This is a genomic window from Rathayibacter sp. AC451 (assembly GCF_979253095.1).
Map to the genome: position 1 here is coordinate 731,639 of NZ_CEEDBD010000001.1, position 13,960 is coordinate 745,598.

The following is a 13,960-nucleotide window of genomic DNA, read 5'->3' on the forward strand; positions in this document are numbered from 1 at the left end:
TCATGGCCATCCAGGAGACCCTCGTCCTCGTCAAGCCCGACGGAGTCGCGCGCAACCTCACCGGCGAGATCCTCCGCCGCATCGAGGCGAAGGGCTACTCGCTCGTCGACATCAAGCTCGTGGAGGCCGACCGCGACCTGCTCGGCGCGCACTACGCGGAGCACGAGGGCAAGCCGTTCTACGAGCCGCTCGTGGAGTTCATGGAGAGCGGTCCGATCGTCGCGATCCGCATCGCCGGCGACCGCGTCATCGAGGGTTTCCGCTCCCTCGCCGGCACGACCGACCCGACCACCGCGGCTCCCGGCACCATCCGCGGCGACCTCGGCCGGGACTGGGGCCTGAAGGTCCAGCAGAACCTGGTGCACGGCTCGGACAGTGTGGAATCCGCGGAGCGCGAGCTCTCCCTCTGGTTCTCCTGACGGAGAACCGCCGCGAGAAGCTCGCGCTCCGCGGTGTTCCGCGGTGATCCGCGGAACCGCGGTCGGTTCTCGGAGGCGGTCCCGATACGCAGAGCGTCGCGCCTCCGGCGACGGGAAAGCGCTGAAACGCGCTTTCCCGGATGCGCCTCGCGCTGCTCGGCGATCCGGTGACGGGCACCTCGGATTCCTCCGGGGTGCCCGTCGTCGTCTCCGCGGCACTGCGGATCCGGGCCTCGGACGGCGTGCAGAGATGCCGTCCACCGGCTCCGTCCCGCGCCGCCCCTTGCTGATCGAGTAGCCCGCGCAACGGGCGTGTCGAGATCCACGGGATCAGCCGGAGTGCCGCACGCCCCTCCGCGGCTCAGAGGTACGAGAGGGCGTCCAGGCGGAGCTGGGCGATGACGGCGATCGCGAGGTAGCAGAGGATCGTGATGAACGGGATCCAGCCGTAGGCGGCCCCGGCGAAGCGGCGGACGGGCACCGGAACCGGGAAGACGCCCTCACGGAGGTTCCGGAGGGTCACGAGCCAGAAGCCCGGGATCACCACCGACCAGGTGAGCATGCACCACGGGCACAGCGTGCCGAGCAGGAAGATGCTCTGCGAGATCAGCCAGATCACGAATCCGAGCGCGAGGACGAAGCCCAGATTGAACACCGCCCAGAACCAGCGGTCGAACCGTGCGCCCGCGAGCAGGCCCGCACCGACCACGACCGGCGCGATCCAGGCCGCGACCCCGATGAGCGGATTCGGGAAGCCGAAGACGGCGCCCTGCGGCGAGTCGAGATTCGCACTGCACTGCACCAGGATGCTGAAGTCGCACCCGAGCTCGGTCGACGGATCGGTCAGCGCGGCGAACTTGTCGAGTGTCAGTGCGAACGCCGCGATCCAGCCCACGATCCCCAGCACGATGAGCAGTGCGGCGAACAGGACCGGGCGTCGAGTGGTGGGGGCGTCGGACACCGGGGGATTATCGCACGGGCCGAATCGGCGCCTCTGGGAATGCGTGCGATAATCGGAGCCGTCGGTCCGGAAGATCCCGCACCGGCACCAGAAGGTTTACCGGGCGAACACCGGGCCACAGGAGATCGACCGCGTTCCGCGAATGGACGCGACGGGTCACCCGCTCCACCACGACGCGACCGACGGTCGCAGCGAGACGGAGCACGTGTCGGATAGTCAGTTCCGAGAGTGAAGCTGCACCCAGAGTCCTGCGCCACGTGAGCGACCGGACCGGGGGAGCGGAAGGATTCGCGACGGGCCCCAGGCGGCCCCTCGCACGAGGAGAGATCCGGGTAGGAAGGCGCGGCGGACGACCCGGCCGAGGAGTGCACCAGTAATGGTGGAAGACAAGAGTTCGAGCGGATCCGATCCGGACCGCGACGAGCCCCGCAGCGGGGCCAAGAAGATCAGCCGCCTCTTCGGTGGCCGCCGGGCGACCCGGCGGACCGAGTCGAGCGCGCCAGCGACAGGGGGAACGATCATCGATACCGACGAGACCGACACGACCGGCCAGGAGACGCACGACGAGGCGACGAGCGAGGCGCAGGGACCGGCGTTCTTCAACGCCCTCCCCGTCACTCCCGCCGCGCAGGAGGAGTCGCGCCCGGCGCGTCCCGCGCTGCCGAGCACGTCGCTCCTGTTCCAGGCTCCCGACCTGCCCGACTACGTCGAGCTGGCCCCTCTCCCTCCGCGCGGAGCGCCGCTCGGGGTCAGGGAGGAGCGCGAGGCGCCGGCCGAGGAGCAGGGCTCCGTCCGGCGGCGCTCGCGCCGTCGCAGCGGCGAGAGCGACCGTGGAGGGTCGGACGACCCCGAGAACACCGTCGTCCGGGTCCGTCAGCCCCGCGAGCAGCGGGAGCAGCGCGAGCCCGAGCTCATCACCGAGCCCCAGCGCATCAAGGGCTCCACCCGTCTCGAGGCCAAGAAGCAGCGTCGCCGCGACGGCCGCGACGCCGGCCGACGCCGCACAGTCGTCACCGAGTCCGAGTTCCTCGCCCGCCGCGAGGCCGTCGATCGCGTGATGGTCGTCCGCTCGAAGCAGGACAGCATCCGCATCGGCGTGCTCGAGGACGGCGTCCTCGCCGAGCACTACGTCGCCCGCTCGCAGGAGGCGTCCCTGATCGGCAACGTCTACCTCGGCCGCGTGCAGAACGTCCTCCCGAGCATGGAGGCGGCGTTCGTGGACATCGGACGCGGACGCAACGCCGTCCTCTACTCCGGTGAGGTCGACTGGGACGCCGCGGCGAACCCCGGCGGCCCCCGTCGCATCGAGCTGGCCCTCAAGCCCGGCGACCGCGTCCTCGTCCAGGTCACGAAGGACCCCGTCGGCCACAAGGGCGCCCGCCTCACGAGCCAGATCTCGCTCCCGGGCCGCTACCTCGTGTACGTGCCCAACGGCTCGATGAACGGCATCTCGCGCAAGCTCCCCGACACCGAGCGCGCGCGCCTGAAGAAGATCCTCAAGGAGGTCCTCCCCGAGAACGTCGGCGTCATCGTGCGCACGGCGGCCGAGGGCGCCACCGAGGAGCAGCTGACCGTCGACGTCGAGCGCCTCACCGCGCAGTGGACGGCGCTCAGCGAGAAGGCCGCGACGGGACAGGCGCCGGCGCTCCTGCACAGCGAGCCCGATCTGCTGATCAAGATCGTCCGCGACGTCTTCAACGAGGACTTCGAGAAGATGGTCATCGCCGGGGACGACGCCCGCGAGACCATCGAGCTCTACCTCAGCCAGGTCGCCCCCGACCTGCTCGAGCGGGTCGAGGTCTACTCCGGCGAGCAGGACGCCTTCGACGAGTTCCGCATCACCGAGCAGATCGAGAAGGCGCTCGAGCGCAAGGTGTGGCTGCCCAGCGGCGGCTCGCTGGTCATCGACCGCACCGAGGCCATGACGGTCGTGGACGTCAACACCGGCAAGTTCGTCGGCTCCGGCGGAAACCTCGAGGAGACGGTCACCAAGAACAACCTCGAGGCCGCCGAGGAGATCGTGCGCCAGCTCCGGCTGCGCGACATCGGCGGCATCATCGTCGTCGACTTCATCGACATGGTCCTCGAGTCCAACCGCGACCTCGTGCTGCGCCGTCTGGTCGAGTGCCTCAGCCGCGACCGCACCAAGCACCAAGTGGCCGAGGTCACCTCGCTCGGTCTCGTGCAGATGACCCGCAAGAAGCTCGGTCTCGGCCTGCTCGAGACCTTCAGCGAGAACTGCGAGGTCTGCGCCGGTCGCGGAGTGATCGTGCAGCACGATCCCGTGGTCAAGCACCGCTCCACCGCCGCACCGCAGCAGGAGCGCCGCCGTGGCGGCCGCTCGGGGAGGGCGCACCCGGCGGCTCGCCCCGTCAGAACGGCTCCTCGGGGTCGAACGGACAGAACGGCCAGGGCGCCGCTGCGAAGCCCGTCAGCACCCACGCCATCACCGACGACGCCAAGAACGCCCTCGCGCAGATCGCGGCGAGCACCATCCACCCGGCGAACGTCCGCCAGGCGGCGGAGGAGGCTGCAGCGCTGGTCGATGAGGCCTCCGCCGAGTCGGCGCTCGTCGAGGCGTCGGCACCGGAGTCGGAGCCGTCCGAGCAGTCCGCTCCCCGCGAGTCCTCGCGACGGTCGGAGCGTCCCGCCCGGGGCGAGCGCCGCCGCAGGGGACGCGACCGCGAGCCGCGCCAGGAGAGCGCCGACGCGCCCGCTGAGGCACCGTCGGCCGAGGCGGCAGCTCCGACCGCGGTCGAGGCGCCGGTCGTGCCGATCCTCGACATCCCGATCCCGCCCGCCCCGGCGGCCGCGGGCCGTCGTGTCCGCAGTGAGGTCGCCGAGCACCTGCTCGACTCCGTGCTCGACGCGCTCCCCGCACCGAAGGAGCCGGGTCAGGGTCGTGCCAAGAGCCGCCGGGTGACCACGGCAGCCCTGACGGGTGTCGCGGTCATCCCGGAGCAGACTCCGCGCCGCGCCGAGCAGCAGTAGCTCGCGCGGACGACGTCATCGGGGCCCGGTGCCCGGCGAGAGCCGGCGCCGGGCCCTCTCGGTCTCGCGGTCCCGGCCCTTCACTCGCAGTCCGCTGCTCCGGAGCCGCTCGACGAGCTCGCGGGCTGCGACGGGGGTCGCGCCGGCCGCGATCAGCTCGGCCCGCCGCTCCTCGGGCACGTCGTAGTGGTCGAGGTCGAAGCTGCGCTCCGGCACTCCGTTCCGACGCGCGAACGCGTGGAGCTCCTCGAGCGACTCGTCGCTGACGAGATGCGCCCAGAACGTGTCGTGGGCCGGCCACCGCGCCGCATCCAGGAGGATCGTCATCCGTCGATCGTAGGCGGCGCGCCTGCGCCCCGGCCGACGCGCTGTCCACTATCGTGACGGGGTCGTCGGATCGTGGACGCCGGGCTCGCAGGAGCACGGACCCCGCGGACACGCGCTCACCCGAGTGTCCGTTTGACCGCCGACCTCCCATCCCGTACTCTTGACCGTTGGTGTGGCGCGAACCATGCGCTCACGCAGATTTCCGTCGTCGTCCGACTCCTCACGGAGAGCGGGACGCGGTACCGGTTCCCTCGTTCGGTGTGGGAGACGGGAAAGAAACGGGGCCCCGCCCCGTCCATACAAGCCCCGGTCGGCGCAGTGCTGACGAGCATCCGCTCCACGAGCACTGCCCCGCCCAGACGAGAAAACAGGTACGAGAAGTGGTTTACGCAGTTGTGCGCGCCGGCGGTCGGCAGGAGAAGGTCGAGGTCGGCACCATCGTGACGATGGACCGCGTCAAGGCCGACGAGAACGGCACCGTGCAGCTGGCTGCCGTGCTGCTCGTCGACGGCGACTCGATCACCTCGGACGCCTCGGCGCTCGAGAAGGTCTCGGTCACCGCGGAGGTGCTCGAAGAGCTCCGCGGCCCGAAGATCGTCATCCAGAAGTTCAAGAACAAGACCGGCTACAAGAAGCGCCAGGGGCACCGTCAGGAGCTCACGCGCGTGAAGGTCACTGGCATCAAGTAACCGCTGACCGCGGGGCGAGCCATCGCACCGCGGATCATCAGCACGGGGCTGCGGCCCCCCGGTCTCGAGGAGATGAGAAATGGCACACAAGAAGGGCGCGAGCTCCACTCGCAACGGTCGTGACTCGAACGCGCAGCGTCTCGGCGTCAAGCGCTTCGGCGGTCAGGTCGTGAACGCAGGCGAGATCATCGTCCGCCAGCGCGGCACCCACTTCCACCCCGGCGCGAACGTCGGACGCGGTGGCGACGACACCCTGTTCGCCCTGTCGGCCGGAGCGGTCGAGTTCGGCACCAAGGGCGGCCGCAAGGTCGTCAACATCGTGGCGGCCGCCCAGTAGGGTCGGCCTCCTCGGCCGAGCAGGCACAGGACGCAAGGGGCGGGCTTCGGCTCGCCCCTTGCGCGTTGCAGCGGCACTCGCTGCTCGGCACCCGGCGCACGGTCCCACCGGCGCCTCCACTCCCGATCGGACGGACAGAACAACCATGGTCACCTTCGTCGACAACGTCACGCTGCACCTGCGTGCCGGCCACGGCGGGAACGGCTGCGTCTCCGTCCGCCGCGAGAAGTTCAAGCCGCTCGCCGGCCCCGACGGAGGCAACGGCGGTCACGGCGGCGACATCGTCCTCGTCGCCGACCCGCAGGTCACGACGCTCCTCGCCTACCACCGCCACCCGCACCAGTCCTCGCCGAACGGCGGTCCCGGCATGGGCGATCACCGCGCGGGCGGCAACGGCGACCTCCTCGAACTGCCGGTGCCCGTGGGAACCGTCGTGAAGTCCCCCGAGGGCGAGCAGCTCATCGACATGGACGAGCCCGGACTGCGGTTCGTGATCGCCCCCGGCGGTCAGGGCGGTCTCGGCAACGCCTCGCTCGCGACGACGAAGCGCAAGGCCCCCGGATTCGCGCTGCTCGGCACCCCCGGCTGGGAGGGCGACATCGTCCTCGAGCTGAAGACCGTCGCCGACGTGGCACTGGTCGGCTTCCCCTCCGCGGGCAAGTCGAGTCTCGTCGCCGCGATCTCGGCCGCGAAGCCCAAGATCGCCGACTACCCCTTCACCACTCTCGCGCCCAACCTGGGCGTCGTGCAGGCGGGGGAGTCGCGGTACACCGTCGCCGACGTCCCCGGCCTCATCGAGGGCGCCAGCGAGGGCAAGGGGCTCGGCCTCGAGTTCCTCCGGCACGTCGAGCGGTGCACGGCCCTCGTGCACGTCCTCGACTGCGCCACGCTCGAGCCCGGTCGCGACCCGCTCACCGACCTCGACATCATCCTCGGCGAGCTCGCGGCCTACCCGGTCGGCGAGGGCCAGGTCCCGCTGCTCGAGCGCCCCCAGCTCGTCGCCCTGAACAAGGTCGACGTCCCCGAGGCCCAGGAGCTCGCCGCTTTCGTCCGAGCCGACCTCGAGGCCCGCGGCTACCGCGTCTTCGAGATCTCCACGGTCAGCCACGCAGGGCTGCGCCAGCTGACGTTCGCCCTGGCCGAGATCGTCGAGCAGCACCGGGCGGAGCTCGCCGCCGCGCCCCAGGTCGAGCGCATCACCATCCGTCCGCGCGCGGTCGACGAGAAGGACTTCGAGATCCGCGTCGAGGGCGGCTCGTACGGCAACGTCTACCGCGTCCTCGGCACGAAGCCGGTGCGCTGGGTCGCCCAGACCGACTTCACGAACGACGAGGCCGTCGGGTTCCTGGCCGACCGGCTCGCCAAGCTCGGCGTCGAGAACGGCCTGTTCGCAGCGGGCGCCGTCGCGGGCTCCACCGTCGTGATCGGCAGGGGCGACGGAGTCGTCTTCGACTGGGAGCCGACGCTCACCTCGACAGCCGAGCTGATGACGGCCCCCCGCGGGACCGACATGCGGCTCGACGAGAACCAGCGCAAGACGCGCAACGAGCGCCGCGACGAGTACTTCGAGCGGATGGACGCCAAGGCCGCGGCCCGGGCCGAGCTCGAGCGGGAGCGCCAGGGCGGGGTGTGGCGCGTCTCCGACGAGGAGGACGGCGTCGAACCCGACCGCGAGGACTGACCTCGGGCCCCGGCACCCACCAGGGTGCCGGGGCCCCGTCCGTCCGCCTCCCACCCGCACTACACTGTGCGGATGCCGCAGACGACCCTCGACCGCACCGCGCTGACCGACCGCTTCGCCGCGTCCCGCGCCGCCTCCCGCTCCCTCCGCAGCGCCACGACCGACCTCAAGAACCGCGCGCTCCTCGCGATCGCGGACGCCGTCCGCGAGGGGGCGGCGCGAATCGTCCCCGCCAACGCGCTCGACCTCGCGAACGGTCGCGAGAACGGCATGAGCACCGGCCTGCAGGACAGGCTGCGCCTGGACGAGGCGCGGCTCGGATCCCTCGCCGATGCGGTCGTCGCCGTCGCGGGGCTCGTCGACCCCGTCGGCCAGACCGTGCGCGGGTCCGCCCTGCCCAACGGCGCCTCGCTGACGCAGGTCCGCGTGCCGTTCGGCGTCGTCGGGGCGATCTACGAGGCCCGGCCGAACGTGACCATCGACATCGCGGCCCTCGCCCTGAAGAGCGGCAACGCGGTGATCCTCCGGGGCGGAACGGCCGCAGAGAACACCAACCGCGTCCTCGTCGAGCTGCTGCAGGAGGCGATCGCCTCGGTCGGACTGCCGCGCGAGCTCGTGCAGACGGTCGACGACCACGGTCGCGAGGGCGCGAAGGCGCTGATGCGCGCGCGCGGCTACGTCGACGTCCTGGTGCCGCGGGGCAGCGCAGGGCTGATCGAGTCCGTCGTCACGGAGTCCACGGTCCCGGTCATCGAGACGGGCGCCGGAGTGGTCCACGTCTTCCTCGACGCCTCCGCCGACGAGCAGTGGGCCGTCGACATCGTGCACAACGCGAAGACCCAGCGCCCGAGCACCTGCAACGCCCTCGAGACCCTGCTGGTGCACCGGGACGCCGCCGAGCGGCTCCTCCCTGCGGTGCTCGGACGCCTCGAGCGCGCCGGGGTCACTGTGCACGGCGACGAGCGGGTCGTGGCCCTGCATCCGGGGGCGGTCGCCGCGACCGAGGAGGACTGGTCGGCCGAGTACTACTCTCTCGACATCGCGGTCGCGATCGTCGACGACCTGGACGCGGCGATGGAGCACATCGCCCGCTACTCGACGCACCACACCGAGTCCATCGTCACCAACGACCTCGCGAGCGCCGAGCGCTTCCTCGCGGAGGTCGACTCCGCCGTCGTCATGGTCAACGCGTCGACCCGCTTCACCGACGGCGGCGAGTTCGGCTTCGGCGCCGAGGTCGGGATCTCGACCCAGAAGCTCCACGCCCGCGGTCCCATGGGACTGCCCGAGCTGACGAGCACGAAGTGGCTCCTGCGCGGGGCCGGTCAGGTCCGCGCCTAGCCCGAGTGGCGTCCGGGTAGACTCGACAGCGCCCGCGCGGGCACCCCGAACTTCAAGGAGCACCGAATGTCCCTGGTGACGACCGTCCTGGCAGAAGCATCGACCCACGTCGAGCTGCCGTTCCCGTCGATCGTGTTCGGCCTCATCGCCGCCGTCGCGTTCGTCGGTCTCGGCTTCGTGACGTGGAGCTACCGCGACGTCGCCAACCGGCACTCGCACAAGACCACCGGGCAGGCCGACCAGCACGGCCACGGCCACTAGTCCGGAGGCCCCGCGCTCGTGACGTCCGCCGCCAGCGGAGACCCCCGGCGTCCCCGCATCGGCGTGATGGGCGGAACGTTCGACCCGATCCACCACGGGCACCTCGTGGCGGCCTCCGAGGTCGCCCAGTCGTTCGACCTCGACGAGGTGGTCTTCGTGCCCACCGGTCAGCCGTGGCACAAGAAGACGGTCACCTCGGCCGAGCACCGGTACCTCATGACGGTGATCGCCACGGCCTCCAATCCGAGGTTCACGGTGAGCCGGGTCGACGTCGACCGGATCGGGACGACGTACACGATCGACACCCTGCGCGACATCCACGCCGCGCACCCGGACGCCGAGCTCTTCTTCATCACCGGAGCCGACGCCGTCGCGCAGATCCTGAGCTGGAAGGACTACGACGAGCTCTGGGAGCTCGCGCACTTCGTCGCGGTGAGCCGGCCCGGCCATGTGCTCAACGTTTCGGGATTGCCGGCGCAGGACGTATCCTTGTTGGAAATTCCGGCGCTAGCGATTTCCTCGACGGATTGTCGGAGCCGCGTGAACCGGGGTCATCCGGTCTGGTACCTGGTTCCCGACGGTGTCGTCCAGTACATCTCGAAGCACCACCTGTATCGGAGCACGCCATGACAGTCCAGCCCGAGGAGAAGCCGCTCACCCGGCGCGAGATCCGCGAGCGCGAACGCCGCGAGGCCGGGGTCGCCCCCGCTGCAGCGGCGCCGACGACATCGCGTCGAGCCGCCACCGCCTCCGTGACCGCCGCGGGCGACATGCCCGTGCTCACTCCCACGCAGACCCTGCGGATCGCCGCCCCCGAGGCCGAGCCCGCCCGCGAGCCCGACCTCCGCACCTCGGCCCTCGAGGTCGTCCTGCCGGAGGGCGTCGAGCGCTCGAGCCTGACCCGGCGCGAGCTGCGTGCCCTGCACGCCCAGCAGCAGGCCGAGAAGCTCGCCGCCGCGCCCGCCGTCGACGTCCCGGCCGGCTCCGGGCCAGCCGCCGCTGACGAGCCGTCCGCTGCTGACGACGGCCCGGGGGAGGGCGAGCAGTCCCGCGCTTCCACCCCCGGTGAGTCGTCCGCCGTCGAGCCGTCCGGCGTCGAGTCGTCCGACGTCGAGTCGTCCGACATCGAAGGAGCCGTCGATCGGGCCGCGGCACTGCCCGCGGTCGACGACTCCGATGAGGAGCCGCGGCCTGTCGAGCCGAAGCTCAACACCGCCCTCTTCGCCACCGTCGGCGGCTCGATCGACCTCGGCGAGGAGAAGGCGACCGAGATCACGGGCAGCTTCCAGCCGCCGATCGAGCACCTCGCCATCACCGAGGAGCTCGACAGCAAGTCCAAGGAGGAGGTCGACGCCTCTTTCGACGAGCTCATCGCCCGCGGAGTCGCCTCGACGGGCGCGGTCACGACCACCAACGCGTTGATCCTGCCCACCACGGGTGCGGGCGCCGTCGTCGAGGGCCGCGCCGACACCGGCGAGGTGATCGTCACCGGCACCTTCGAGCTCCCGCGCAGCCTCGGCTCGACGGGTCAGCACCCCAACCTCTACGACTCGCCCGATGTGGACCGCTACGTCGACCGCATCGACCGCGAGCAGCCCGCTGCCGACTCCGAGCCCGTCCGGGCGTCGAGCGCCGTCTCGACGCACGCCGCCGGCACCGCCATGATCGCGCCGCAGAAGAAGCGCGGCATCAGCGCTCCCGTGGTGCTCGCCATCACGGCGGCCGTGCTCCTCGTGGCCTCCATCGCGCTGTTCATCGGCGGCTTCGTCCTCAACATCTTCTGATCCGCTCTCCCGACACTGAAGGCTTCATGACTGCGACCGATTCCGCCCGCGCCCTGCTCGACATCGCGGCCACCGCCGCCGACTCCAAGGGCGGGGAGGACCTGGTCGCGCTCGACGTGTCCGGTCCGCTGCCGCTCGTCGACATCTTCCTGCTCGTGACCGGGCGCTCCGAGCGCAACGTCGTCGCGATCGCCAACGAGGTCGAGGATCGGCTGATCGCCTCCGGGCGGAAGCCCCTGCGCCGCGAGGGCCGCTCGGAGGGCCGCTGGATCCTGATCGACTTCGGCGACCTCGTCGTCCACGTCTTCCACGAGGAGGACCGCATGTACTACTCCCTCGAGCGCCTCTGGAAGGACTGCCCGACGGTTCCGTTCACCCTCGACCAGCCCGTCGTGGCGGAGTCCTCGACCGCCTCCAGTTGAGGAACACGCCCGGTGGCGGCTCTCGATTTCGTCTGACGCACTTCGTGTTGTAGATTATTCGAGTTGCTTCCGCCGGGCGGAGGGAACAGAACAGGCAAGACGAACGGGTCCGTGGCGCAGCTGGTAGCGCACCTGCATGGCATGCAGGGGGTCAGGGGTTCGAATCCCCTCGGATCCACCGAGACAGAAGAGCCGCCCTCCGGGGCGGCTCTTCTGCGTTGAAGCCATCGCGGCGGATCACCGAGACTTCTCGATGATCCGCTCCCCCTCCGGAGCTCAGGCCGTCGCCGGCACGAACAGGGGGTGAGGGCACCGCGTCCCGCTCCGCCAGACTGTGGGCATGCCCGCATCGACCGCCTCTCGCGGCCTCATCACGCAGTTCTCCCTGGTCGACGCTCTGCTGGCCGGTCTCTTCGACGGCGTCGTGTCCCGCTCCGAGGTCGATCTCGCGGGCGACTTCGGCCTGGGCTGCGGCGATCGGATGGACGGGGAGCTCGTCGTCCTCGACGGCGTCCACCGGCTGTTCCGCGGGGACGGGTCGGTCCTGGTGCTCGAGCCCGACGACCGCGTCGCCTTCGTCGAGGTCTCGCACTTCCGCGCCGACGTCGTGGTGCCGCTGCACGATGTCCCGTCGCTCGACGCCCTGCTCGCGGCGGTGCGCGGCCTGGTCGCCAGCCACAACGTGTTCCTGGGCGTCCGCGTGCGGGGACGCTTCGATCGGCTGACGCTACGCCAGCCGATCGCGCAGACGAAGCCCTACCTGCGCCTCGCCGACGCCATGCACGACCAGCGGGAGCTGCACCTGGAGTCCGTCGAGGGCACGCTGGTCGGCTTCGTCGCGCCCAAGCCGTTCCAGGGCATCAGCGTCGCGGGGCTGCACACCCACTTCGTCGACACCACCGGGACGGTGGGCGGCCACGTCCTCGCGGCCTCCGGTCTGCACGGCGCCCTCGAGGTGGAGCAGTACGGGGGCATCACCGTCCGGCTGCCGGAGTCCGAGGACTACCTCGCGGCGGACCTCGACGACGACGCATCCGTGTCGGACGCCGCCATCCGAGCGGTCGAATCCGACCACGCGCACTGACGCGGCCCGACCGCTCCGCACCCTAGCCTTGTGGCATGCCCTCCCTGCGCGACGTCCACGCCGTCATCGACCGACTCTGGCCAGAGGCCGCCGCCGAGAGCTGGGACGCACCCGGTCTCGTCACAGGCGACCCCGACTCGTCGATCGAGCGCATCCTCCTCACCGTGGACGTCGTCTCGGACACCGTGCAGGAGGGCGTCGACGGCGGGTACCAGCTCCTCGTGGCGCACCACCCCCTGCTCCTGCGCGGGGTGACCTCCATCGCCGAGGACGGCTACAAGGGCCGCCTGCTCGCCGACCTGATCCGCGGAGGCTGCGCGCTGGTGTCGGCGCACACGAACGCGGACATCGTGGCGGACGGGGTCTCGGACGTCATCGCCTCCCGCCTCGGCCTCACGGGGACCACGCCGATCGTGCCCGGCGCCGATCCGGAGGTCGGGCTCGGTCGCGTCGGCGACCTGCCCGAGGAGGTGACGCTGGGCCGTCTCGCCTCCGCGGTGGCGGATCTGCTCCCCGCCACGGCCGGAGGAGTGCGCGCGGCCGGGCTCTACGACACGCCGGTCCGCCGAGTCTCGCTCTGCGGGGGAGCGGGGGACTCCCTCCTCGACGCCCCCGGCGTCCGCACGAGCGACGTGTACATCACGGCCGACCTCCGGCACCACCCGGCCTCGGAGGCGCGCGAGAAGGCCCTGCACGGCACCGGCCCCGCGCTGCTGGACGTCTCGCACTGGGCGAGCGAGTGGCTCTGGCTGGACGTGGCCGCCGAGGCGCTCCGCCGGGCGCTGCCGACGCTCGCCGTCGACGTGAGCGAGACCCGCACCGATCCCTGGGATTTCGCGATCGTCCACTGAGCGGCGCTCGACACGCGAGAATGGACGCGGCACGACGACCCCTGTGCCGGGAACGAGGACCGCGACGTGAAAGCCAGCCCCGCCGACCAGCGCGAGCTACTGACCCTGCAGACGCTCGACACGCGAGCAGCCCAGCTGCGCCACGCCGTCGCCACGCTGCCGCAGATCGCGAAGATCCAGGCCATGCAGGCGCGCAACGACCAGACCCGGCGCACCCTCGCCGAGCGGCTCGGACGCCTCGAGGACGCCCGTACGGAGCTCGGACGCATCGAGTCCGATGTGAGCGTCGTCGAGAAGCGGCTCGCCCGCGACCGGGAGCGACTGCAGGTCTCCTCCTCCGCGAAGGACATCGCGGCCCTCGAGGGCGAGATCGCATCGCTGCTCAAGCGCCGCGGCGACCTGGAGGAGATCGAGCTGACCCTGATGGAGCGCATCGAGGGCATCGACGCCGAGGTGGCGACCGCCCGGGCCGAGCGCGACGAGGTCGTCGCGGCCCTGGACACCCTCGCCGACGAGAAGGCGGCCCTGGCCGAGAAGCTCGCCGGCAAGCAGGAGTCGCTCGCTCGCGATCGCGCCTCGCTGGTCGAGACGATCCCGTCCGACCTGGTCGAGCTCTACGAGAAGCAGCGGGCGCGCTACGGCGTCGGCGCGGCGCTCCTGCGCGGCAAGGTGTCCGAGGGCAGCGGAGTCGCCCTCACCGAGTCGGACCTCTCCTGGATCCGCGCCAGCGCTCCGGACGAGGTCGTCCTCTGCCCCGACAGCGGCGCCGTCCTCGTCCGAGGGGACGAGTCGACGCTCGCCTGAGCACCGTC

The 13,960-nt window shown here is 71.2% G+C and carries 14 protein-coding genes, 1 tRNA gene and 1 pseudogene; 14 read left to right on the forward strand and 2 right to left on the reverse strand.

Features of this window, described 5'->3' with window-relative positions; translation table 11 throughout:
• The first annotated feature begins 2 nt into the window (after positions 1–2).
• Complete coding sequence (ndk, locus tag AC0CID_RS03450; RefSeq protein ID WP_056867064.1) at positions 3–419, forward strand: nucleoside-diphosphate kinase; 417 nt, start codon at positions 3–5, stop codon at positions 417–419.
• A 361-nt stretch (positions 420–780) separates the two neighbouring features.
• Here the strand turns inward: ndk and AC0CID_RS03455 are convergent, their stop codons facing one another.
• Positions 781–1,380, reverse strand: a complete 600-nt coding sequence (locus tag AC0CID_RS03455; protein ID WP_465225794.1) for a vitamin K epoxide reductase family protein — start codon at positions 1,378–1,380, stop codon at positions 781–783.
• A gap of 376 nt (positions 1,381–1,756) precedes the next feature.
• Between AC0CID_RS03455 and AC0CID_RS03460 the strand changes: the two are divergent.
• Positions 1,757–4,371: pseudogene (locus AC0CID_RS03460) on the forward strand (Rne/Rng family ribonuclease).
• A 15-nt stretch (positions 4,372–4,386) separates the two neighbouring features.
• Here AC0CID_RS03460 and AC0CID_RS03465 read toward each other — a convergent pair.
• A complete protein-coding gene (locus tag AC0CID_RS03465) occupies positions 4,387–4,698 on the reverse strand; it encodes a DUF4031 domain-containing protein (RefSeq protein WP_207406419.1) in 312 nt (103 codons plus the stop codon).
• Positions 4,699–5,078: 380 nt separating this feature from the next.
• On the opposite strand from AC0CID_RS03465, the gene rplU reads away from it, so the two are divergent.
• The 12 genes from rplU to AC0CID_RS03525 all read left to right on the forward strand — a co-directional run bounded on the left by rplU (position 5,079) and on the right by AC0CID_RS03525 (position 13,952).
• Positions 5,079–5,387, forward strand: coding sequence for a 50S ribosomal protein L21 (gene rplU / locus AC0CID_RS03470; protein ID WP_077223659.1), 309 nt, complete (start codon positions 5,079–5,081; stop codon positions 5,385–5,387).
• Between the two features lie 79 nt (positions 5,388–5,466).
• Positions 5,467–5,724 carry a 50S ribosomal protein L27 gene (gene rpmA, locus AC0CID_RS03475; RefSeq protein WP_055792356.1) on the forward strand — a complete coding sequence of 86 codons (258 nt, stop codon included), beginning with the start codon at positions 5,467–5,469 and terminating at the stop codon, positions 5,722–5,724.
• Between the two features lie 145 nt (positions 5,725–5,869).
• On the forward strand, positions 5,870–7,405 hold the full coding sequence (gene obgE, locus AC0CID_RS03480) for a GTPase ObgE (RefSeq protein ID WP_207406418.1): 1,536 nt from the start codon (positions 5,870–5,872) through the stop codon (positions 7,403–7,405).
• Positions 7,406–7,477: 72 nt separating this feature from the next.
• Positions 7,478–8,746 carry a glutamate-5-semialdehyde dehydrogenase gene (locus AC0CID_RS03485; protein ID WP_465225795.1) on the forward strand — a complete coding sequence of 423 codons (1,269 nt, stop codon included), beginning with the start codon at positions 7,478–7,480 and terminating at the stop codon, positions 8,744–8,746.
• Between the two features lie 66 nt (positions 8,747–8,812).
• Positions 8,813–9,007 (forward strand): hypothetical protein, encoded by a 195-nt coding sequence (locus tag AC0CID_RS03490; protein ID WP_207406416.1) that lies wholly within the window; start codon positions 8,813–8,815, stop codon positions 9,005–9,007.
• 18 nt (positions 9,008–9,025) lie between these two features.
• Entirely contained in the window at positions 9,026–9,637 is a 612-nt protein-coding gene (gene nadD / locus AC0CID_RS03495) for a nicotinate-nucleotide adenylyltransferase (protein ID WP_207406415.1), read from the forward strand.
• Positions 9,634–10,791 (forward strand): hypothetical protein, encoded by a 1,158-nt coding sequence (locus tag AC0CID_RS03500; protein ID WP_465225796.1) that lies wholly within the window; start codon positions 9,634–9,636, stop codon positions 10,789–10,791. The genes nadD and AC0CID_RS03500 overlap by 4 nt, the downstream gene beginning before the upstream one ends.
• A 26-nt stretch (positions 10,792–10,817) precedes the next feature.
• Complete coding sequence (rsfS, locus tag AC0CID_RS03505; RefSeq protein ID WP_207406412.1) at positions 10,818–11,213, forward strand: ribosome silencing factor; 396 nt, start codon at positions 10,818–10,820, stop codon at positions 11,211–11,213.
• A 105-nt stretch (positions 11,214–11,318) separates the two neighbouring features.
• Positions 11,319–11,391: transfer RNA gene (locus tag AC0CID_RS03510), tRNA-Ala, on the forward strand.
• A 162-nt stretch (positions 11,392–11,553) separates the two neighbouring features.
• On the forward strand, positions 11,554–12,297 hold the full coding sequence (locus AC0CID_RS03515; protein WP_207406409.1) for an acetolactate decarboxylase: 744 nt from the start codon (positions 11,554–11,556) through the stop codon (positions 12,295–12,297).
• Between the two features lie 35 nt (positions 12,298–12,332).
• Positions 12,333–13,148 carry a Nif3-like dinuclear metal center hexameric protein gene (locus AC0CID_RS03520; RefSeq protein WP_207406408.1) on the forward strand — a complete coding sequence of 272 codons (816 nt, stop codon included), beginning with the start codon at positions 12,333–12,335 and terminating at the stop codon, positions 13,146–13,148.
• Between the two features lie 66 nt (positions 13,149–13,214).
• Entirely contained in the window at positions 13,215–13,952 is a 738-nt protein-coding gene (locus tag AC0CID_RS03525; RefSeq protein ID WP_207406398.1) for a zinc ribbon domain-containing protein, read from the forward strand.
• The last annotated feature ends 8 nt before the right edge of the window (positions 13,953–13,960 follow it).